Annotated in this window: 25 protein-coding genes; 20 read left to right on the top strand and 5 right to left on the bottom strand. The window is 35.4% G+C overall.

From position 1 onward, the window contains the following. Positions 1 to 58 precede the first annotated feature (58 nt). The 5 genes from gcvH to remB all read left to right on the top strand — a co-directional run bounded on the left by gcvH (position 59) and on the right by remB (position 4772). Positions 59 to 439, top strand: coding sequence for a glycine cleavage system protein GcvH (gcvH, locus tag NCE97_RS00125; protein ID WP_353776834.1), 381 nt, complete (start codon positions 59 to 61; stop codon positions 437 to 439). Then, positions 411 to 779, top strand: coding sequence for a VanZ family protein (locus NCE97_RS00120; RefSeq protein WP_353776833.1), 369 nt, complete (start codon positions 411 to 413; stop codon positions 777 to 779). The genes gcvH and NCE97_RS00120 overlap by 29 nt, the downstream gene beginning before the upstream one ends. A 72-nt stretch (positions 780 to 851) precedes the next feature. Continuing rightward, positions 852 to 1577: an energy transducer TonB gene (locus NCE97_RS00115; RefSeq protein ID WP_353776832.1), complete on the top strand. Its 726-nt coding sequence runs from the start codon at positions 852 to 854 to the stop codon at positions 1575 to 1577. Positions 1578 to 1694: 117 nt separating this feature from the next. After that, positions 1695 to 2492, top strand: coding sequence for an energy transducer TonB (locus NCE97_RS00110; protein WP_353776831.1), 798 nt, complete (start codon positions 1695 to 1697; stop codon positions 2490 to 2492). Between the two features lie 156 nt (positions 2493 to 2648). Continuing rightward, positions 2649 to 4772, top strand: coding sequence for a gliding motility outer membrane protein RemB (remB, locus tag NCE97_RS00105; protein WP_353776830.1), 2124 nt, complete (start codon positions 2649 to 2651; stop codon positions 4770 to 4772). A gap of 2 nt (positions 4773 to 4774) precedes the next feature. On the opposite strand, the gene NCE97_RS00100 is transcribed toward remB, so the two are convergent. Then, on the bottom strand, positions 4775 to 5659 hold the full coding sequence (locus tag NCE97_RS00100; protein ID WP_353776829.1) for an MBL fold metallo-hydrolase: 885 nt from the start codon (positions 5657 to 5659) through the stop codon (positions 4775 to 4777). 152 nt (positions 5660 to 5811) lie between these two features. On the opposite strand from NCE97_RS00100, the gene cyoE reads away from it, so the two are divergent. The 14 genes from cyoE to tsaB all read left to right on the top strand — a co-directional run bounded on the left by cyoE (position 5812) and on the right by tsaB (position 17485). Next, positions 5812 to 6702 carry a heme o synthase gene (cyoE, locus tag NCE97_RS00095; protein WP_353776828.1) on the top strand — a complete coding sequence of 297 codons (891 nt, stop codon included), beginning with the start codon at positions 5812 to 5814 and terminating at the stop codon, positions 6700 to 6702. Between the two features lie 5 nt (positions 6703 to 6707). Continuing rightward, positions 6708 to 7310 (top strand): cytochrome c oxidase subunit 3, encoded by a 603-nt coding sequence (locus NCE97_RS00090; protein WP_353776827.1) that lies wholly within the window; start codon positions 6708 to 6710, stop codon positions 7308 to 7310. A gap of 113 nt (positions 7311 to 7423) precedes the next feature. Continuing rightward, complete coding sequence (locus NCE97_RS00085; protein WP_353776826.1) at positions 7424 to 8401, top strand: cytochrome c oxidase subunit 3; 978 nt, start codon at positions 7424 to 7426, stop codon at positions 8399 to 8401. 22 nt (positions 8402 to 8423) lie between these two features. Continuing rightward, positions 8424 to 8807: a cytochrome C oxidase subunit IV family protein gene (locus NCE97_RS00080; protein ID WP_353776825.1), complete on the top strand. Its 384-nt coding sequence runs from the start codon at positions 8424 to 8426 to the stop codon at positions 8805 to 8807. Between the two features lie 68 nt (positions 8808 to 8875). After that, positions 8876 to 9580 (top strand): hypothetical protein, encoded by a 705-nt coding sequence (locus tag NCE97_RS00075; RefSeq protein ID WP_353776824.1) that lies wholly within the window; start codon positions 8876 to 8878, stop codon positions 9578 to 9580. After that, the gene (locus NCE97_RS00070; protein ID WP_353776823.1) at positions 9573 to 10325 is read left to right on the top strand and encodes an SCO family protein; all 753 of its coding nucleotides are present in this window, start codon (positions 9573 to 9575) and stop codon (positions 10323 to 10325) included. The genes NCE97_RS00075 and NCE97_RS00070 overlap by 8 nt, the downstream gene beginning before the upstream one ends. Further along, entirely contained in the window at positions 10325 to 10843 is a 519-nt protein-coding gene (locus NCE97_RS00065; RefSeq protein ID WP_353776822.1) for a DUF420 domain-containing protein, read from the top strand. Before NCE97_RS00070 ends, NCE97_RS00065 begins: the two co-directional genes overlap by 1 nt. A gap of 5 nt (positions 10844 to 10848) precedes the next feature. Beyond that, on the top strand, positions 10849 to 11070 hold the full coding sequence (locus NCE97_RS00060) for a CAMCR motif-containing small membrane protein (protein ID WP_353776821.1): 222 nt from the start codon (positions 10849 to 10851) through the stop codon (positions 11068 to 11070). A 91-nt stretch (positions 11071 to 11161) separates the two neighbouring features. Beyond that, entirely contained in the window at positions 11162 to 11863 is a 702-nt protein-coding gene (locus NCE97_RS00055) for an ABC transporter ATP-binding protein (RefSeq protein WP_353776820.1), read from the top strand. Continuing rightward, positions 11856 to 13088 carry an ABC transporter permease gene (locus tag NCE97_RS00050; RefSeq protein WP_353776819.1) on the top strand — a complete coding sequence of 411 codons (1233 nt, stop codon included), beginning with the start codon at positions 11856 to 11858 and terminating at the stop codon, positions 13086 to 13088. The genes NCE97_RS00055 and NCE97_RS00050 overlap by 8 nt, the downstream gene beginning before the upstream one ends. Positions 13089 to 13090: 2 nt before the next feature. Further along, entirely contained in the window at positions 13091 to 14335 is a 1245-nt protein-coding gene (locus NCE97_RS00045) for an ABC transporter permease (protein ID WP_353776818.1), read from the top strand. A 34-nt stretch (positions 14336 to 14369) separates the two neighbouring features. Beyond that, positions 14370 to 15488 (top strand): efflux RND transporter periplasmic adaptor subunit, encoded by a 1119-nt coding sequence (locus NCE97_RS00040; protein WP_353776817.1) that lies wholly within the window; start codon positions 14370 to 14372, stop codon positions 15486 to 15488. Then, positions 15469 to 16812: a TolC family protein gene (locus NCE97_RS00035; RefSeq protein WP_353776816.1), complete on the top strand. Its 1344-nt coding sequence runs from the start codon at positions 15469 to 15471 to the stop codon at positions 16810 to 16812. Before NCE97_RS00040 ends, NCE97_RS00035 begins: the two co-directional genes overlap by 20 nt. A gap of 1 nt (position 16813) precedes the next feature. Then, a complete protein-coding gene (gene tsaB, locus NCE97_RS00030) occupies positions 16814 to 17485 on the top strand; it encodes a tRNA (adenosine(37)-N6)-threonylcarbamoyltransferase complex dimerization subunit type 1 TsaB (RefSeq protein WP_353776815.1) in 672 nt (223 codons plus the stop codon). Here tsaB and NCE97_RS00025 read toward each other — a convergent pair. The 4 genes from NCE97_RS00025 to NCE97_RS00010 all read right to left on the bottom strand — a co-directional run bounded on the left by NCE97_RS00025 (position 17482) and on the right by NCE97_RS00010 (position 20201). Then, entirely contained in the window at positions 17482 to 18288 is an 807-nt protein-coding gene (locus NCE97_RS00025; protein WP_353776814.1) for a mechanosensitive ion channel family protein, read from the bottom strand. The genes tsaB and NCE97_RS00025 overlap by 4 nt on opposite strands. A 7-nt stretch (positions 18289 to 18295) precedes the next feature. Then, complete coding sequence (locus NCE97_RS00020) at positions 18296 to 19003, bottom strand: hypothetical protein (RefSeq protein WP_353776813.1); 708 nt, start codon at positions 19001 to 19003, stop codon at positions 18296 to 18298. Between the two features lie 17 nt (positions 19004 to 19020). Continuing rightward, positions 19021 to 19221, bottom strand: a complete 201-nt coding sequence (locus tag NCE97_RS00015) for a dodecin family protein (protein WP_353776812.1) — start codon at positions 19219 to 19221, stop codon at positions 19021 to 19023. A gap of 71 nt (positions 19222 to 19292) precedes the next feature. After that, positions 19293 to 20201, bottom strand: a complete 909-nt coding sequence (locus NCE97_RS00010) for a NifU family protein (RefSeq protein ID WP_353776811.1) — start codon at positions 20199 to 20201, stop codon at positions 19293 to 19295. Between the two features lie 245 nt (positions 20202 to 20446). Between NCE97_RS00010 and NCE97_RS00005 the strand changes: the two genes are divergently transcribed. Further along, positions 20447 to 22814: FIDD domain-containing protein (locus tag NCE97_RS00005; protein ID WP_353776810.1), on the top strand; the 2368-nt coding region annotated here is incomplete at its 3' end.

Here is a 22814-nt window from a genome sequence, read left to right as displayed (position 1 = left end):
GAAATAGCAACGGTAATCAATTACATTTGTAGCACTAATTATTACACGCATTTAAAAAATGAACATTCCATCTGATTTAAAATACACCAAAGACCACGAATGGGTTAAGATTGAAGGTGATATTGTTACAGTAGGTATCACAGATTTTGCTCAAGGCGAATTGGGAGATATTGTTTATGTCGAAGTTGAAACAGTTGATGAAACTCTAGAAGCAGAAGAGATTTTCGGAACCGTAGAAGCAGTAAAAACAGTTTCAGACTTATTCCTTCCGGTTTCTGGAGAGATCATCGAATTCAATGAGTCATTAGAGGATGAACCAGAAAAGGTAAATTCTGACCCTTACGGAGAGGGATGGATGATTAAAGTAAAATGCTCTGACCTATCTCAATTAGACGACCTTCTATCTGCAGATGATTACAAAGCTATTATCGCTGGCTAAGCAATATGCCTTACCACTTTTTGTAGTATATGCATTAGCAATAGCTGTTTTAAGCTTAATCTCTATTGGCAAGCTGCCAGAAACAGCACCAGAGTTTAGTGATAAAATTGTGCACTGTCTAGCGTATGCATTATTTGCTGCATTGTTTTATAACTATTTAGAAGAAGTAATAACTAAACCCGCAATACTTGTCGTAGTACTATCCATGCTTTATGGCACTATTATTGAAGTATTGCAATACACACTCAATCCTGATCGCACTTTTGATCTGTGGGATATCGTCGCAAATGGCGTCGGCATTGTTATAGCAATCATAATAATTAGGGTTAAAAAGACTTAGTTAAAATAGAATAAACACTTGCTTTTTTGACATTTTATTGGTTAATTTAGCATTCTTAAAATACCTCGAAATATGGAACCTAAAAAGAATCCTAAAGCAGACGTCGGCAGAAATAGTTCATTATATTTTGCTGTTGGCTTATTTTTGATGTTATTCGTCACAAATTATGCGATCAACTACAAGACTTACGATAAGTCAAACATTGCAGCGGATAGTTTGAATCTAGATGATGAATTAGAAGAAGAAATTCCAATCACTGAGCAAATACAAACACCACCACCTCCACCACCTCCACCACCAGCAGCTCCAGAAGAGATCGAAGTTGTTGATGACGAGGAAGAAGTAGAGGAAACAGTAATTGAGTCTACAGAAACAGAACAAGACACTGAGATTGTTGAGGTAGAAGAAGTAGAAGTAGAAGAGGTAGAAGAAGATATAGAAGTACCATTCTCTGTAATTGAGAACGTGCCAATCTTCCCTGGCTGTGAAAACAAAAAAGGAAACAACGCTAAGAAACAATGTATGTCTGATAAGATTAGCAAGTTTGTAAACAGAAAGTTTAATACAGACTTAGCATCAGACTTAGGATTGGAAGGAAGACAACGTATCAATGTGATCTTCAAGATTGATAAAAACGGAAATATTACTAACGTTAGAGCAAGAGCACCGCATCCAGGATTAGAGAAAGAAGCGAAGCGAGTAATTAACTTACTTCCAAAAATGAAACCAGGAAAGCAAAGAGGTAAAGCTGTAACAGTTCCATATTCGTTACCAATCTTATTCCAGGTACAAGACTAAAAAACATAGTTTTAAATACAATATATTGAAAAATCCCATCCAAATTGGATGGGATTTTTACTTTGGTACGCTTATTGTGATTTTATCATAATATTAACATTTTAATTAATATTTATTATGAAAAAAATTAAAAACAGTCACAGTAATGCTGGCCAGAGCACTACTGAGGTGAGAAAACCACACAAGCATGATGCTAATGTACAAAAAAACACAACGCTGTATTTTCAGGTTGGGTTGATACTTTGCTTATTAGCGGTTCATACATTGTTTGAAATGCAGTTTCAAACCAAGATTCCTAAATATGTAGAAACAGCTCAAGTAGCAGAAGGCAATTTTGAAACTCCCCCTGAGAAGTTCAAGCGCTACGTGGAGCCAGTAAAAGAACCAAAACCAGTAAAGAAGCAAAAGAAAAAGTTAGTAACAGACAAGATAAAGAGAGTAGACGATGACCATAAAATTATCGAAACAACAATTATCACTCAAGACCAAAATACAACAGACAAACCACCAGTAAAAATTGATGAGGTAAATCCTTTTACAGTAGAAGATGAAGCACCTATTCCATTTTATAAAGTTGAGAAAGTTCCAGTATTTCCTGGTTGTGAGAAGTCTAAGACAAATGCTGAAAGACGTCAATGTATGACGAAGAAATTAAATAAGTTCATACTAAGAAAGTTTAATTCTGATATAGCTTCTGAGTACGGGTTAAGTGGTATACAAAAGATAGATGTCCAATTCAAAATTGATAAAAATGGTCAAGTGACTGATATTTTGACAAGAGCACCACATCCAGCTCTCGAAAAAGAAGCAAGACGAGTAATAAATAAAATTCCTAAAATGACTCCAGGTACTCAGCAGGGAAAACCAGTTGGAGTCACCTATCTACAACCTATAAAATTTAGAGTCCAAGATTAAAAAACGACTAGTTATGAAAACCGTTATCAAATAGTTGATAACGGTTTTTTTATACCCTCAAAACATCTAAAAAAAATAGTATCTTTCAAACCACAATATCACTTTGAGTTGTTATAATATAAAATGAGAATTAGGCATTGTATAGCCTTCAACCTTATGCAAACAATAAAAAGATCTCTTTGTATATTTCTTACTGTAGTCTCTGGGTTTCTTTATGCGCAAAATATAGATACTTATGAAAAACCTCCAGTATTCCCAAAATGTGATTCGTTAGCTGTAGAGGAATTAAAAACGTGTTTTAACAATACGCTCAATCAATTCATTTACAAAAACTTTAAAGTTCCGGAAGTAGTCAATGAAGAAAACTACAAAGGAGATGTGCAGATTTTGTTCGAGGTGGATAAAGAAGGGACTTTTAAAGTGCTATATGTGGATGCCATTTATGATGAATTAAAAGACGAGGCTAAGCGTGTCTTTGAACAGTTGCCTAAAATCACTCCTGGTACTTACAATGGTAATGCAACATTTTTTCAATATTCCTTAACGGTAAAAATTCCATTGATAGACCCAAAGGAATTGGCTAAGGAAGATACTACTTCGCAAAATGCTAAAAAAGTTGACGACCTTAATGCAGTTGTGTCCAATGAAATCGATAGCATCAATAATAGTTTGGTAAAATATCAGAAGAAGGAATACAAGAGTTCATTAAACATTCCATTTACACATACCTATTATAGTCGTTTTGATGCCAGTATGAATGCCATTGGGACGAATAGCCATACTGCGGCAAAACCATTTGTGTATGAAGATGTAGCCAGATATTATGATTTTGAAGCCGAAAAAGAATCTGTGGCTAAAGATGCTGAAGGCTGGTGGACAAGAAAGCTATGGAACGAACATTTAGTAGAAGTACAAAGCAAGGATTATTGGTTTACAATAGATCCTGTTTTAGACCTGCAAGTTGGTAAGGATACCGATGCCGATTTCGGGACTACATACAATAACACACGAGGAATCTATATTCAAGGAGGTTTAGGTAGTAAGCTGACCTTTTCTGCTTCTGTGTTCGAAAGTCAAGGTCGTTTTGCGCAATATTACAATCAATTTGCTGAAAGCTTGGGGAAACCAGGCTCAGATACTGAAGTAGCTGTAATTCCAGGTAGAGGAATAGCCAAGCGTTTTAAATCCGATGGTTATGATTATCCAGTTGCAGAAGGCTATTTATCCTATTCACCAAGTAAGCATTTCAATATTCAGTTTGGACATGGTAGAAATTTTATAGGCGATGGGTATCGCTCTCTGCTACAAAGTGATGTTGCTAGTCCATATACGTTCTTAAAGCTAAACACTAATTTCTGGAAAATAAAGTACACCAATACTTGGATGTGGTTGAGAGATATTCGTCCAGAAGTAGAAGAAGATGGAGCCTTTCTCACCAAGTATATGGCAAATCATTATCTAAGTTGGAATGTTTCCAAGCGACTTAATATCGGATTATTTGAATCCGTGATGTGGTACGATGTCAATGGAAGAGGCTTCGATATTAATTATCTGAATCCTGTAATTTTCTATAGAGCCATTGAGTTTGAATCTGGGCAAGATGCCGGAAATGCTATTTTGGGAGCTACAGCTAAGTATAAATGGAACAATAAAGTAACTCTTTATGGCCAGTTTATTCTCGATGAGTTTTCCTTAGATGCCATAAAAGGAGGAGATAAAAGCTGGAAAAACAAGTATGGCTATCAATTAGGTGTTAAATATTATAATGCCTTTAAAGTCAAAAATTTATTATTGCAAGCTGAATACAATCAAGTAAGGCCATATACTTACTCTCACAATTCTATTGTGCTCAACTATGCGCATGCCAATCAACCTATGGCGCATCTTTGGGGAGCAAACTTCAAAGAATTCATCTTAATTGGACGCTATAAATACAAGCGCTGGTATGGCGATGCTAAAGTAATCTTTGGGCAACGCGGTTTAGATTTCAATGATGGTACAGACAACTTTTCTTATGGGGGTGATATCTACAGAAATGAAGAAGACAGACCTTTTGATACAGGTGTAGAAATAGGGCAAGGAAACAAAACCAATATTTTTCATGGTGAATTTCTTGCAGGCTATATCATCAACCCAGCAAGTAATCTTAGGCTCTTTACCAACATTAGTGTTCGAAATTTTGACCCAAATGCCAATACAACAACGACCTTCAAGACCAATACCGTTTGGTTCAACCTAGGTTTGAGAACTGACTTGTTTAATTGGTATTTTGATTTTTAGAATTATTGCTTCAAGCTCTTGTAGAAAGTTCTTCTGATTTTTTCAGAAGTAATAAACTGCCAACTGTAACCTTGGTCATCATAAGTTTTAGTTAAAGACGTGTCGTTAGCAACTTCGTCTTCAGTTCTGCCTTTTTCAATTTCACCTGAAATAATTTTTTTAAGACCCTCGAGCATTTCAAGATAAGCTAGATATTCTACTTTATTAGATTCGGTACCACCATGTCCAGGGATTATTTTGGTGTTATCATCAATGAGCATTAAACCTTGCTTTACGGCAGCAATGTAACCATCTACACTACCTCCAGACTTTAAGTCTATATAAGGATACCAACCTCTAAAATAAGTATCTCCTGTATGTAGCACATTACTATCCAAAAAGTAAAGCATAGAATCACCATCAGTATGTGCATTATCGACATGAACAATAGCAACCTTTTCCCCATTCATGTGTATGCTCATTCTATCGTTATACGTAATAACAGGAAGTGCTTCTTTCGGAGCTAGCGTTCCATTGCGTTGAGGTTCATTAGCTAATCGTTCTCTTACATTATCGTGTGCAATAATTGTCGCGCCAAGATTGTGCATATTAGCATTACCTCCTGTATGATCACCATGGAAGTGCGTGTTCACAACATATTTTATAGGCTTGTCACTAAGCGTTTTCAATTTGGCTTCGATTTTAGCGGTCAACGGTGCAAACTGATCGTCAATTATAAAAACACCATCATCTCCAACAGATACGCCAATATTTCCGCCAGCACCTGTAAGTACATATATTTTGTCGGTAAGTTTTGTGGCTTCAATCGTAATGTTATCGAAGCCTTGCGCTTGAACAGTTAAATTCATACAAAGCGCAAGCCCTAATAGAGAGATAATGGTTTTCATAAGTGTTATTTTGATTTACTTTAAAGTCCATTAAAGATACTAAAACTTACAATCAGCCTATTACAATAATATTTACATGGCTTTTACATTGGTCTAAATCAATTTTAGACGTATCTTTGCAGTCGCTAAAAGCAGATTAAATTCCAGTAATATTGAGTACTGCAAAATCTTCAGTAATAAAGACTTCATTAATTTCAGATTTTAAGGAAATTACCAAAATTGGGTTGTCGCTAAGTGTGGTGTTTTCATCCATAGCAGGTTACCTTCTTGGAGCAGTTACCGTTGAGTTTTGGACACTTGTCTTGTTAGCGTTTGGTGGCTATTTTATGGTAGGCGCATCTAATGCTTACAACCAAATTATAGAGCGCGATCTAGATGCCTTAATGGATAGAACCAAGAACAGGCCCATACCTTCAGGTAGAATGTCTGTGAATACAGCATTTATTATTGCAGTTAGCTTTACCATTCTTGGAATTATCACACTCTATATCATCAATCCAAAAACAGCAATGTATGGAGCTATCTCCATCTTTTTGTATACAAGTGTTTATACACCATTAAAGACTAGAACACCATTGGCTGTATTTGCAGGAGCAATTCCAGGAGCAATTCCTTTTATGCTAGGATGGGTTGCAGCCCGAAATGATTTTGGTATAGAACCAGGAGTATTGTTTGCACTTCAGTTTTTTTGGCAATTCCCACATTTCTGGGCGATAGGTTGGTTCCTTTATGACGATTACGAAAAAGGAGGCTTCTTTATGTTGCCTACAGGGAAACGAGATAAAGCGACAGCAGTTCAGATTATCATGTATACAGTTTGGACAATTTTAGTGTCAATTATACCAGTTTTTGGTTTCACAGGAGACTTATCATTGTCTATCGTTGGAATGCTAGTAGTGTTGGCATTAGGATTATATATGCTATATAGAGCATTCGAATTATTCAGAAAACGAACTTCAAAAGCTGCTAAACAGTTAATGTTAGCAAGTGTGTTCTATATTACATTATTACAAATTGTATATGTAATCGATAGATTTATATAAAGATTATGGATTTAACTCAAGGTACAGAAAAAGAAAAAAGAGACAGAGCAAAAAAGATGATGCTATGGTTTGGTATTATCTCTCTAATTATGTCTTTTGCAGGATTAACCAGTGCTGTAATTATAAGAAGTAGGGAAGAAGATTGGATAAATGGATTTGAGTTGCCAAGCGCCTTTGCAATTAGTTGCTTAGCCGTAATAATAAGCAGTATTACATTTTTCTTAGCAAGACGAATGATGAAAAGTGATAAAAAAGAACTAACATCAGTGTTGCTTGTGGCGACATTTTTATTAGGAATATTTTTTATCTACAATCAATTTAAAGGCTTTCAACAAATAATTGATGCTGGATATCATTTCACAGGGCCAAGTAGTTCAGTGACAACAAGTTTTATCTATGTTATAGCGATGTTACATATTGCTCATGTTGTTGCAGGATTGATATCCATCACTGTTGTTTTGGTAAAGAATTTTATGGGTAAATACTCAAGTAAAAACATGTTGGGAATAGAGTTATCAGAGAACTTTTGGCACTTTGTTGGAATGCTATGGATTTTCTTGTTTTTGTTCCTTAATTATTTTGAAGAGATTATAGCTTTTTTTAACTAGGAATGGATTTAATATTGAAGGCTTATTTAGAGCCTTTAAAATTTATAGTCCGTTGTTTCGTTAGACCAAGAAATTGATTATTTTTGTGCAAATTTTAACACTAAACGCTTTATATGGATACTACAGTGACTACTGGAACTGAAGGTAAAACATGGGGAGGAGGAAATAAGCCTCTAAATGCAAGCTATGGAAAAATGATGATGTGGTTTTTCATCGTCTCCGATGCATTGACATTCTCAGGATTCTTAGCAGCTTACGGGTTCTCAAGATTTAAGTTCATAGATTCATGGCCAATTGCAGATGAGGTATTTACTCACGTACCATTTTTGCATGGACAAGAATTACCAATGATCTATGTAGCGTTTATGACGTTCATTCTGATTATGTCTTCTGTAACTATGGTATTAGCCGTAGATGCAGGTCATCACATGAATAAAGCTAAGGTAACATTCTATATGTTCCTTACCATTATAGGAGGTTTAATATTCGTAGGCTCTCAAGCATGGGAATGGGCAACATTCATCAAAGGTGATTATGGAGCAATCCAAACTAAAGGTGGTAACATCTTACAATTTGTAGATACTGAAGGACATAGAGTCGCGCTCTCAGATTTTGTGGTTGCAGAAGAAAAGTACAGGACAGAACACGATAGAAAAAATGGATTGTGGTTTGTGCAAGAAGGGACTTTACCAACCTATACTGTTGCTGAAGTAGTTAAAGGACTAGAGTCACATCCAAATGTATTAGTAAGAACACAAATGCTTACTGCTGAAGGTGAAAAAACAGTACTATCTAGAGAAGAATCTTTAAAACAAGTTAAGGAGAATGGACAGCTTGTTGTAGAAGGTGCTAACCTTAAAGTGAATGAATACGGAACATCCTTGTTTGCCGATTTCTTCTTCTTTATTACAGGTTTCCACGGATTCCACGTATTCTCTGGAGTTGTAATCAATATCATTATTTTCTTTAATGTAATACTTGGTACCTACGAACGTAGAGGACATTATGAGATGGTCGAAAAAGTTGGTCTTTACTGGCACTTTGTAGACTTGGTTTGGGTATTTGTATTTACATTCTTCTATTTAGTTTAATTAAGATAATTATCGTTGTATAATGGCAGCAGACGCACATAAATTAGAAATATTAAGAGGCTTAATAAAATTTAAGTCAAACACTCAAAAGATTTGGGGAGTTTTAATATTGTTAACTATTGTAACAGCAGTTGAAGTTGTTCTCGGTATTTATAAGCCAGAAGCTTTAATGGAACCTGTTTTAGGGATGAAATGGCTTAACTGGATTTTCATCATCCTCACAATCGTTAAGGCTTATTATATTACTTGGGATTTCATGCACATGAGAGATGAAAAAGCAAGCCTAAGACGTATGGTTGTATGGACAGCAGTATTCCTAATCTGCTACTTAATCTTCATTTTATTACAAGAAGGAGATTATGTATTCGAAGTTTATAAAGACGGATATGTGAAACGCGATTTTTAATACGTTTCAATTACTATAAAACAGTTAAAAAGGTGGTTTATTAGAACCACCTTTTTTATTTTTGCACTATGCAAACAAGCAAGACAACTCGTAACCTTGTTCTAGGAATTTTATTCTTTCTTCCAGTAGCTTTTTTGTTGATTTTATACCCTTCAACACATAACTATGAGCCGTTAGATATTGTTAAGAATAGCGTTAAAGAAATTCCAGTTTCAGAAGATGTTAAGTTAGAAGATCATTTAACAGTTTTAGCATTTTTTGGAAAAGAACCAATAAGCAATTCTATTGCGGCATCTAACCTAAAAGAGTTAGTTTATGATAAGTTTAAAGGCTTCAAGAAGTTTCAAATCATTGTTCTGGCTCCCGAAGGTTTTGAAGAAGACTATTCAGCATTAAAAAAAGAAATAGAACGTTACGAAGATTTAAGATTTTGGCATTATAGATTTATTGATGAAGATGAAATAATAAGAGTCTTTAATAGCTTGAAATCCGATCATCAGCTTGATGAACATCTTGCTACAGATGAAGTGTTTATCGTAGATAAAGACAGAAATCAAAGAGGTCGTTTAGACGATAGAGAAGAAAGAGAAGTCGAACAAAACAAGCCTGTTAGTAGTTTGTATTCCTATGATTGTATTGAGGTCGCCGAAATCAAAAATAAGATGAGTGATGACTTACGAATTTTATTTACAGAGTATAGGCAAAAACGAAAAGGTAAATTCGATTCCTCTTCAAGAAGAGATAGCGGTATAAAAGCAAAAAGCGATGAGTAAAAAAAGTCAATATTCATATGTAGGTATTGCCTTCATTATTTTGGTGTTTGGTATCATTTTTATCCCAAAAATCATCGATAGAGTAAAAAATGATGACATTACCAGAAGTGAAAGCCGAAGTGAAACTGTAGAGACTAAGATTGAGGAAACAGGGAATTTATCAGATATGGCTTTCTTGGAGATAAATGGTAGTAAGAAAAAAGTACCTGAGTTTAGTTTTACTAACCAAGACGGAAAAACTATCTCTAATAAAGATTACTTAGGAAAAGTCTATGTCGTAGAATTTTTCTTCACCACCTGCCCAACAATTTGCCCAAGAATGAGTAGGAATTTGGTTGAGGTGCAAGATGAATTTAAAAGCTTTGAAAATTTCGGAGTCGCGTCTTTCACTATTAATCCAGATTTTGATACTCCAGAGGTACTAAAATCGTATGCCACAAATTATGGCGTTACAAATCCAAATTGGCATTTCATGACAGGCAAAGAAGCAGATATTTATGATTTGGCTAACAATGGATTCACAATCTACGCAGGAAAAAATGCAGAAGCAGAAGGTGGATTTGAACATTCAGGAAACTTTGCACTTATTGACAAAAACGGATACATAAGAAGTAGAGTAGACGAATTTGGTAATCCGAAGATATACTACAAAGGCATAGTAAGTAGAGCAGAACAAGAAGAAGACGGAGAGAAAGAAGAGATTTCGATGCTCATACAAGACATTACAAAACTATTGAAAGAATAATGAAAGAAAACGTACAAGCAGAGAAGAAATATAATAAGTGGATTGTAGTCCTTTCCATAGTAATTCCATTAGTAGTAGCAGCACTATTTAGAGTGAAGGTAGATTGGGAATTACCAGTTTTTCTGCCACCAATCTATGCAACCATTAATGCAATAACTGCTTTGGTATTAATCATTGCTGTGGTAATGATAAAGAAAGGAAATAGAAAGGTTCACGAAAAGCTAATGAAGTTTGCTATCATACTTTCAGCATTGTTCTTGGTAATGTATGTGTTGTATCACATGACAAGTGAATCTACAAGTTACGAAGGAAGCTACAGAGGAATTTATCTCTTTATTCTGATTAGCCACATTGTACTTTCAATAGGTGTTATTCCTTTTGTATTGATTACTTATGTTAGAGCGATTAGCAATAATTTTGAACGCCATAAGAAAATAGCAAAAATCACATTTCCATTGTGGTTATATGTTGCGATAACAGGAGTTATTGTATATATAATGATCTCACCCTATTATTAATTGAGATGAAAAAAAAGGTCCTTCTTATCATAGCCTCTATAGTATTCTTCCTGAATACCAATGCGCAATGCGCAATGTGTAGAGCAGTTTTAGAAAGTGAAGAAGGACAATCCACAGCAGAAGGTGTAAATAATGGCATTATTTACCTCATGGCTATCCCTTATATTTTAGTTGGAACCATAGGATATATTATCTATAGAACCTATAAAGGCGAAAAAAAGGAATAATTTTTGCAGATTCCTGTAACATTTTGAGCTTTTATCAGTCTAATGGATAAGCCAATTAATTTTAAAGACACACTAATCAATCTAAAACACGATGTTAGAGATTCGTCAACTTCACAAGTCCTATCCAATAGGAGATTCTAGTTTACATGTATTAAAAGGGATAGACCTCTCAGTAAAAGACGGAGAAATGGTTGCCATTATGGGATCTTCTGGATCTGGGAAATCTACGCTTCTTAATATTATAGGAATGCTTGATGAAGCAGATGAAGGCGATTATGTTTTAGATGGTGTAAAAATTGAGAACCTTACCGAAAAGAAAGCAGCAGTTTATAGAAATAAGTTTTTAGGATTTATCTTTCAATCCTTCAATCTTATAAGCTATAAAAATGCTTTAGAAAATGTTGCACTTCCCTTATACTACCAAGGTTTAAAAAGAAAAGCAAGGCAAGAAAAAGCAATGTTTCACTTGGGTAAAGTTGGTTTAACAGATTGGGCACATCACCTACCTAACGAACTTTCTGGTGGTCAAAAGCAAAGAGTTGCTATTGCTAGAGCATTAGCAGCTAACCCAAAACTACTATTGGCAGATGAGCCTACAGGAGCCTTAGACACCAAGACATCTTATGAAATCATGGAGTTTATTCAACAATTAAATGATGAAGGAAAAACCATTTTAATTGTAACTCACGAAGAAGATATTGCCCAGATGTGCAAGCGTATTGTGCGATTAAGGGATGGCGTTATTATGGAAGACAAAGTAGTAGAACAAGTAAGAGCATCAGTCAATGTTTGATAGAGACCTTTGGAGGGAAATATTTCAGAGTATAAATAAGAATCGTACCAGAGGAATCCTCTCGGGATTTACTGTGGCCTTCGCCATTCTTCTATTTACCATACTTTTCGGAATAGCAAATGGACTGAAAAACACCTTTAAAGAAGCCTTTGCAGACGATGCTACCAATGCTATGTTTATTAGAGCAGGTAGAACCACCAAGGCACATAAAGGAATGCAAGCAGGACGCCGCATTCAGTTCAAAAATAATGACTTCGATTTTCTAAAAGATGATTTTGGAAATAGAGTAGAATACATCACTGCAAGAATATACAAAGGTCTTACCGCAACCTATAAAAACGAACAAAACTCATACAACATAAGAGCCGTACATCCAGATCATCAGTATTTGGAAAAAACCTTAATGAATGAAGGGCGTTATATCAATCAGAATGATTTAATCAATAAGACAAAAGTTATTGTTATTGGTCGTTTAGTTGAAGAAGATCTGTTCCTTAGAGGGGAAGAACCATTGGGTAAATACATTAATCTTGGCGGCATTCAATATAAAGTAGTTGGGACTTTTTCGGATGAAGGAAACGACAACGAAGAGCGTATTATCTACATGCCAGTAACAACTGCACAGCAAGTTTATGGAAATAATGATCATTTAGATCAAATCAACTTGTCCTATAACCCAACCATGAGTACCGATCAAGCTATTGCATTCGGTAACGAAATCAATAGAGCATTAAAAGATCGTTTTTCGGTAGCGAGAAGTGATCAAAGAGCTATTAGAGTATTCAATATGGCAAGCCAGACAAAAGGTGTTAACCAAATGAATAATGTATTAGCCATAATCATATTAATTATTGGTCTGGGAACATTAATTGCTGGTATTGTAGGGATTAGTAACATCATGATCTTTATTGTAAAAGAACGTACCAAGGAGATTGGTATTAGAAAAGCATTAGGTGCCTCTCCAAGATCCATTGTATCTATAATTTTATTAGAATCAATAATTATTACTGCAATAGCAGGATATATAGGATTATTGATGGGAGTAGGCGTGATAGAATGGATTGGTCCAAGTTTAAAAGATTACTTTATTACGGACCCAGGAGTTAGTACCCAATTAGTCATTTCTGCGACTATTACCTTAATAGCTGCAGGAACATTGGCAGGATATGTCCCAGCAAAACGCGCCTCAAGAATAAAACCAATTGTAGCACTTAGAAACGAATAACCATGATTAGATTTTTATTCGACAGAGATACATGGCAAGAAGTCTGGGATAGTATGAGCAAAAATAAGCTCAGAACTGTCATTACCATGATTGGAGTCTGGTGGGGAATTTTATTATTGATAGGATTATTGGGCTCTGCTAGAGGGATGGAGAATTCTTTCAACAGACTATTCGGAAACTTTGCAACTAACAGTGTATTTATTTGGGGGCAAAGCACAAGCAAACCATTCAAAGGATTTCAAGAAGGACGCAGAGTAAGACTATCCTTATCAGATGTTAGGGTAGTTGAGCAAAATGTTGACGGAATTGAGTTTGTAGTACCTAGAAATCAGACACAAGGAATGGTAATTCGCAATTTCTTGTCAGGCACCTTCAATGTAGCAGGAGATTATCCATTACTTGATGCCGTTCAGAAAAAGAAACTCATTTACGGAAGATTCATAAATCAGAATGACATCGACGATCTCAAAAAAGTTGCGGTCATTTCAGAAGATATATACAAACAACTATTTGAAAAAGATGTACAACCAGTCGGAGAATTGATCCGAATCAATGGTATGAATTTCACTGTCATTGGTGTGTTTGAAGAAGGTAATGTAAACATGGGGCCAGGATCGGACATCCATATTCCGTTTACAACCTTCCAACAAATCTATAACCAAGGTGATGAAATAGGATGGATTATGGTTACTGGTAAGCCAGAATATAATATCAAGCAAATAGAACTAGATGCAAAGTTATTATTAAGAAACCTTAATAAAATTCACCCAAAAGATAACAGAGCCTTTGGTAGTTTTAACCTTGGAAAAGAATTTGCTAAAGTGACAGGATTTTTAGTAGGAATGCAATTCTTAACCTGGTTTGTTGGAATAGCAACACTGATTGCAGGAGTAGTGGCTATTGGAGCCATTCTATTGATTGCTGTTAAGGAAAGAACCAAAGAGATAGGCGTAAGACGAGCTTTGGGAGCAACACCGTTTGAAATCAAAAGACAGATTGTTGTAGAAGCAGTATTCTTAACAATGATTTCAGGAGTTTTAGGAATTATCACAGGAGGATGGATATTAATAGCGATGGACTCGGCATTTGGACAAGGAGACGATGCTACACTAGTAAATGCTTCTGTCTCCATAGGCGTTGTATTTGCAGCGATGCTAATACTCGTCACATTAGGAACCCTAATAGGGCTCATTCCGGCATTTAAAGCCACAAGTGTAAAACCAATTGATGCATTAAGAGAAGAATAAAACCAATCAAAAAAACAAGTATAAACAACAACAAATGAAAAAAGCAGTAAAAATTATTTTAGGTATAGTACTACTGATATTACTTGTAGTAGTCATAAAATATTTTAAAGATTCCAATTCAGAATCCATAGAAGAGTTTGCAGTAGACTCACCATATTACTCAACAATAAAAACCAAAGTAGTAGCTACAGGGAAACTTAACCCAGAAGAAGAAATTGAGTTGAAACCTCAAGTCTCTGGAATTATTGATAAGATCATGGTCGAAGAAGGTGACATTGTTCAAAAAGGAGATCTTATTGCTAAGATTAGAGTAGTGCCAAACGAGCAAAACTTAGCAGCGGCAAGCAGTAGAATAAGAACAGCACAGTTATCAGCTAATAACTCTAAAGTGTTATACGATAGAAATAAGGCACTATTTGATAAAGGTGTTATCTCACTACAAGATTTTCAAGATAGTGAGTTGGCTTATAATCAAGCAAGAGAAAGTGTTATACAAGCGCAAAATGATTATCAAATCATCAAACGAGGATCACTTTCTGGAGGAAGTTCAGCAAATACAAATATTATTGCACAGATTTCAGGAACAGTTCTAGAAATCCCTGTAAGAGAAGGAGATCAGGTTATTCAAAGTAACAACTTTAATGAAGGAACCACGATTGCATCTTTAGCTGATATGAGTATCATGATTTTTGAGGGAAAGGTAGATGAGGCAGAAGTTGGAAAGCTTGAAGAAGGTGAAGATATCAAAGTGTTATTAGGAGCAATCAATGACAAAGATTTCCCAGCCAAATTAACGTTTGTTGCGCCAAAAGGTCAAGAGGAAAATGGGGCAGTACAGTTTACAATTAAAGCTGATGTAAACGTTGGAGAATCTACCGAGATAAGAGCAGGTTACAGTGCCAATGCTGAAATCGAGGTTGAAAACAAGGATAGCGTAATGGTAATTAAAGAAGCTTTGGTACAGTTCAATAGAATTACTGACGAGCCTTTTGTAGAAATTGAAACTGGAGATAATAAGTTCAAGAAGAAAAACGTGAAGCTAGGCGTTTCTGATGGAGTCATTGTTGAGGTATTAGATGGTGTTGAGGAAGATGATAAAATCAAAGTTTGGAACAAAGCCTCTAAAGACGATAATGAAGAAGATGAAGATTAATATGAAGAAGTTTTCAATCATTGCCATATTATTTTTTGTTGGGATTACTGGATTTTCCCAAGACAAAAAATGGAGCTTGCGTGAGTGTGTCGAACATGCTTTAACGAATAACATTACAGTTAAACAAGGAGAAAACACATTGTTGTCTAACGACGAAGATATTTTAGCAGCTAAGGGAAATTTTTATCCTTCATTCAGTGCTAATATTAACCAAGGTATGAGTTTGGGTAATGCAGAGTTATTCCAAGGACAGTTTGTGGATCGTACAGCACATACTACAAGTATTGGAGTTAATTTAAATCAAACTGTATTTAATGGTTTTAGAAATACATTTGTGTATAAACAAGCACAGATAAATAGAGAAGCCAATGAATTAGATTTAAATAGAATAAAAGATGATATTTCGCTCAATGTAGCTAATGCATATCTAAACGTTTTATTCAATAAGGAGAATTTAGAAGCAGCACAATCTCAGTATGAATTTTCGCAAAAACAAGTGGAGCAAGTTCAAGAATTGGTAGATTCAGGAGTTCAACCGCAAGCTAATGTCTATGATGCAGAGGCGACATTAGCAAATGATGCTCAAGCGCTAACAACAGCAGAGAATAATTATGATATATCATTATTAACATTGTCTCAATTGCTTCAAGTACCTTATCAAGGTTTTGATGTTGAAATTATTGATGTTGTAGATCCGTCTGCTGCATTATTATATAATGATGTAAATCCAATTCTAGAATCAGCATTTCAAAACAGATATGAAATCAAAGTTGCAGAAAAGAACATTGAAAGCGCTGAGGTTGGTACAGAATTATCCAAGAGTGGATTTTACCCAAGTGTTACTTTTGGGTATGGCTTTGGTACAAATGCCTTTTATTCTAATCTTACTCAAGGTGAAGATGCTTTCTTCAATCAATTGAACGATCAAAAAGCACATAGCTTCAATTTAAATATTAGTATCCCGATTTTCTCTAGATTTCAGAATAAAACTTCAGTAGCTAAGTCTAGAATTCAGGAAGAAAACTTTAAACTTAGCTTAGAACAGGCTAAGTTGAATCTAGAATCTAATGTTCAAAGAGCATTTACAGACGCAAAAGCAGCATTTAGAAGTTATGAGGCAGCTAGAAAATCTTTAGAGTCACAGCAATTAGCTTTTGATAACTCTCAAGAGCGTTATAACATAGGCGCTATGAATGCTTTCGATCTAGAACAGGCACGAATCCGATTAATCAATGCGCAAGCATTATTGATTAATGCTAAATATGATTTTGTTTTTAAGACTAAAGTTTTAGATTTTTACATGGGGAAACCTATTATGGATTAGCATGTCTTTAATTTTAAGCATAGAAACCACAACAACAAATTGTTCAGTCTCGCTATCCAAAAATGGCGAGACTTTGATTTTAAAAGAAGATTACGGCCAAGGCTATTCTCATGCCGAACGATTGCATGTTTATATAGATGATGTCATTAAAGAATCCGGCCACTCTCTAAGTGACTTAGATGCAGTTGCAGTAAGCAAAGGACCAGGCTCTTATACAGGCTTAAGGATTGGTGTTTCAGCGGCAAAAGGGCTTTGTTTTGCTTTAAATGTTCCATTAATCTCTGTGTCTACTCTAGAGAGCTTAGCGCATCAAGTAAAAGAATCCAAAGGATATATTGTGCCAATGCTAGACGCAAGAAGGATGGAAGTATATGCTGAAGTTTTTAATACTGAGTATAATTCTGAAAGGAATATTGAAGCCCAAATCATAGATGAAGAATCTTTTAAATCCTATTTAGAAGAAGATAAAGTCTATTTCATAGGCAATGGAGTAGAGAAAACGAAAACTGTAATATCTCATTCCAATGCCAACTTCATTGAAGGCAAGTTGCCTTCAGCAAATGAAATGGGACACTTAGCCTATAATAAGTACAAAAAAAACGACATCGAAGATGTCGCTTATTTTGAACCATATTATCTAAAAGATTTTGTTGCTATAAAGCCGAAAAATTAACCTTGCTTTTGAATTTCAACAGCATGTGGATAAGGAATTTCAATTCCAGCCTCATCAAGCGCAATCTTTACATTTTCATGGATTCCGAAATACACATCCCAATAATCAGCAACATCTGCCCAAGGTCTAACAGCAAAATTCACAGAACTGTCAGCTAACTCAGATACATCAACCGATGGAGCAGGGTCTTTGAGCACTTTAGGATGAGAAGTCAATACATTCATTAATACATTTTTAGTTTGTTTGATATCAGCATCATAACTCACTCCAAACGTAAGATCAACTCTTAACTTCCCTTCAGCAGAATAATTAACGATGTTACCATTAGATAACGCACCATTAGGTATTATGACCCTTTTGTTTTCAGGAGTAGTCAATTGAGTGGTAAAAATTTGTATTTCTTTTACAACTCCAAGTTCCCCTTGAGCTTCTATGAGATCACCAACTTTGAACGGCTTAAAAATCATTATCAAGGCTCCACCAGCAAAGTTAGATAGAGACCCCTGTAAAGCAAGCCCTATGGCTAAACCAGCAGCACCAATAATGGCTGCAAACGAGGTAGTTGCTACACCTAGTTTTGCAATTACAGTAACAAAGAGTAAAACCTTGAGTGTCCAACTAAGTAGATTGCCTAAGAATTTTTGCAAAGTCTCGTCAATACCTTGCTTTCTCATTACACGTTTAGACATATTTACAATCAATCGTATAATGAAAAGACCGACTATTAAAATAGCAAGTGCAGTGAGTACCTTTGGTGTATAATCGATTAATAGTTCTTTTATCTTATCAATGTATTTTTCCATAATTATTTTACTGTAGAGTGTTAAAAAAGCCGATTAATTTAATCATATCAGCTTCTCTGGAAAGCTTTAATTTATTTTCCTTAATGAAACCAGTTATTTCTTTAGAATACTGAGGGAATAGACTATTTGTGATTTCCTTTTTCTTTCTAGGAAGTTTTTTGAAGAGACCATCGCTAGACACAATAAAGTACTCATCCTTATTGTTTTTATAACTTGGAGGTTTAGGAGACGAATACCCATTACCTTCTGCCGTACCTTTATCGAGTCTGATGCTCTCTTTTTTTAATAAGTTAACCTTGTCATTTGTTGTTAAAAAAACGTAGAAGCCTTTAACCCCATCGTTTTTTGGAGAAAACAACATATAAGTTTTCTTCTCATTAACAAAGGCAACTTTGATTGAGTCGATGTTTTTATTTAAAAAGTATACTTTCCCATCAGTATGTTTAAGCTCAATTTCATCCAAGTGAGCATTATACCTAACGTTTGGAATTACTGAAGGAGGCTGACCATTTACTAAAATTCTAGCGGGTTGAAAGTTAGCGTTAAGATAAGGGGAGCCAATGGCCTTTTCACCATCACGACCTTCGGTTTTTAGGTCAAGTCTTTCACCTTGTATCCAGTGATTATTCTGATTAATTATTTTCTGGCTTTGAGAATAATTAAAGGCACAGCAAATTAATACCGTAAGTAATACTCTACTTTTAAATAAGTTCATCATTTGAAGTTTAATTATTATTTAACTTCAAAAGTGATTTTTACATTAACTCTGAATTCTGTTACATCGTCGCCTTCAACAACCGCACTCTGAGATTGAACAAAAACAGACTTAATATGTTTTACACTTTTTGAAGCTTGTTTAACTGCTTTTCTAGTAGCATCTTCCCAACTTTTATCAGAATTTGCTAATACTTCAATTACTTTTAATACTGCCATAATTATTATATTTTTAATGTTTAACTATTTGAAACAAAAAAAGTAATTAAGTCACCGAAATTAAAGATTTTTTATCCATTCACAGCATTAACTGTAATGCTACTGTCATTCAACATCTCTTTTAACATATTTTCGATACCATTCTTTAATGTAAAAGTTGAAGAAGGACAACCACTACAAGCACCTTGCAATAACACTTCAACCTTTTTAGAGTTAGCATCAAAAGAAATGAACTCAATGTTTCCACCATCGCTAGCTACAGCAGGTTTTATATATTCGTCTAGAATAGATACAATTTGCTTTGAAGTATCATCGAGAGATTCAAAATTAGCTTTAGTTTCAATATTTTTTTGTACTTCAGAATTTGAAGTGCTTTCGAGAAGTATAGGCTTCCCCGTTTCAATATAACTTCTTACGAATTCTCTTATTTCCATGGTTATATCTGTCCACTCAGCTACATCATACTTTGTAATAGAAACAAAGTTTTCATCCATAAAAACACCCTTTACAAAAGGGAAATGAAATAACTCAGATGCAAAAGGAGCAGATTTAGAATCATCAATTGAGTTGAACTCTACAGGTTGTAAAACAAGCTTTTTATTAGCTACGAACTTCATTACAGAAGGATTCGGTGTGCTTTCAGCATATACTGTTACAGGAACTTTTTTATTCGAATTCGATTCGTTTGCAGTAATAACATCACCTCCACTATTTAGATAACTTTCTATTTGCTCAGCAACATCATCTTGAACATCAGCCCATTGAACAATGTCATATCTCTCTATGGCTATAAAATTACCAGAGATGTAAACTTTTTTTACAAAAGGTAAATAAAACAATTGCTGAGCTAAAGGAGATGGCTTAGCATCGTCAATATTATTGAACTCATAACTCTGATGCTGAGTTATAAATTCATTGGCTTCAAACTTAACAATACTATCGTTAGAAGTGGGTTTTATGGCTATTTTTATGGAAGTCATAGACTTTTTTTTGCAAAAATAAGAAGTAATACGTTATTACTTAGAATTTATGAACTCAAAAAAGTTAAATACTGAGTATTTTAAATTAAAATGATTAATTTTCGGAGCTTTTATAAAAACTCACTATGAAAAAGAAAGATAAAATCAATCTATTGCAGTTTTTTAAGGGTAGGAATTTACGGAAGTTAGTTGTTTAATCTGTGTACAGATTAACTAACAATTTTAGACTAAATTTTTATTGCGTTATGAAAAAGATTTACTCCCTTCTAATCTTACTATTTCCCTTAGTAATATTTTCTCAGGATTTAAATATGCAGGATGGAACATTTAACAGATGCGCACCTGATATTTTTTATGATTCTGGAGGTGCTGCAGGAAACTATGGAAGTGACGAAAACTTTGTTACCACAATTTGCCCTCAAAACGCAAATGAATTCATTATTTTAAATTTTACAGAATTTAGTACTCAGTTAAATCAAGATGTACTTACGATTTATGATGGGGACGATACCACAGCACCAGTTATAGGCTCATATAGTGGTGTAGCAGGTCCAGGAAATGTACAAGCATCCAGCGCATCAGGGTGTTTAACAATTGAGTTTACATCCAATGCAACAGGAACTACAACAGGTTGGGCTGCAGAAATACTTTGCGCAACACCATGCCAGACAATAACGCCAACTATAGATAGTACAACACCAGCAGCTGAAGGAGGTGTAGTTTCAATATTGCCTGGAGAAACAGTAGATTTTGAAGGAAGTGCGACATTTTCTGAAGATGGTACAGGCGCAACATACCAATGGAATTTTGGTGATACCAACACAGCAACAGGACAATCTGTATCTAACACATATACGACACCCGGAACATATACAGTATTCTTAGCTGTAACAGATACTAATCCACAAGGCTGTACAGCATTAACATCAATAACTGTATTCGTATTAGGACCCAATGTTATCATAGATCAAGATACATATACGCCAGAAGAGCTAATTGAAGATGTATTAATAAATAGCCCATGTGCTCAAGTTTCGAATATAAATTGGTCTACAGGAATTTCTTTTAGCTCAGCTGAACCTAACGGAATCGGATTTTTCTATGGAAATGGAATAGATTTTCCTTTTGAATCAGGAGTTATTTTAACTTCTGGAGACGCTAGTGAAGCAAGAGGACCAAACAATAACGCCATGAGTGCAGGAGGATTTGGTTGGCCAGGTGATGCTGAATTAGATGCAACAGTAGGGATTAATTCCAATAATGCGAGTTTTATAGAATTTGATTTTGTACCATTAGCAGATAACATCAGTTTTGATTTCTTAATGGCTTCTGAAGAATACAATGGAGCTACAGGAGGAACTTTTGAATGTACATTCTCTGATGCCTTTGCCTTTCTACTTACAGATTCCATGGGAAATACAACGAATCTTGCAGTACTTCCAGGAACAAATACACCAATCTTAGTTACGAATATTCATCCAGCTAATCCAGGATGTGCGGCAATTAACGAGCAGTATTTTGGAGGCTATACAGCGCAAAATCAACCACCAACCAGTTTTGATGGAAGAACCGTAGTGTTTACAGCGCAATCACCCGTTACACCTGGTGAAAACTATAATATTAAACTAGTAATAGCAGATGCTTCAGATACTGCATTAGATTCTGGAGTTTTCCTTAAGGCAGGTAGTTTTGATTTAGGAGGTGACTTAGGAGATGATATCACAATTATGGCAGGTACTGCTGAATGTGATGGAACACCTATTCTATTAAATACAGGAGTCGTAGGAGCAGTGCATACTTGGTACAAGGATGGCGTAGAAATAACAGGAGAAACAGATGAAAGTCTTGTTGTTACTGAAGAAGGAACGTACAGTGTAGATATTGTATTTTCAGGAACATGTCAAGCCAGTGATGAGATATTTATTGAGTTTAAGCCAAGTCCAGTTGCCAACCCAGCATTAGACCAAAGTATTTGTAATATATCAGGGACAGGATCTTTTACGCTTACAGACAATGATTCTGAAGTTTTAGGAGGTCAGGATCCAGCAGATTTTATTATTTCATATCACCTTACAGAACAAGATGCAATAGATAATGTGAATCCGCTTGCATCTCCTTATGATAACGTGTCAAACCCTCAAACAATTTATGTTAGAATAGCAGAGTTGAGTCAAGAGTGTTTTGCTACAACGTCATTCGAACTCACAATCAGTAGTCTTTCTATCCCAGCGGTATTGACACCATTAGAGGAGTGCGACGATGCTGTAGCAGATGGTTTCACGGCCTTCACGTTGAGTGATGCCGATGCAGAGGTTTTGGGCACCCAGGATCCAGCGGACTACACGGTGACCTACCATGAGACGCAGGCCGATGCCGATGCCAACCTGAACCCATTGGCAGACGGCTATGTGAACACCATAAACCCACAGGTGGTCTATGTAAGACTGGAGACCAACAACGATACGGACTGTTACAATACCACGCCACTGACACTGGTGGTGAACCCGAACCCTGTGGCGACCGCCCCGACACCGATCGCGCTTTGCGACGATGATTCTGATGGTTTTGTCGAGTTCGACCTGAGCCTTCGGGATCTGGAGGTGATTGGCGCCG

The sequence above is a fragment of the Winogradskyella sp. 3972H.M.0a.05 genome (assembly GCF_040493455.1).
In the GTDB taxonomy this organism is placed as follows: domain Bacteria; phylum Bacteroidota; class Bacteroidia; order Flavobacteriales; family Flavobacteriaceae; genus Microcosmobacter.
Note: the sequence above shows the minus strand (reverse complement) of the source record. Positions and strands in the feature narration are given on the sequence as shown.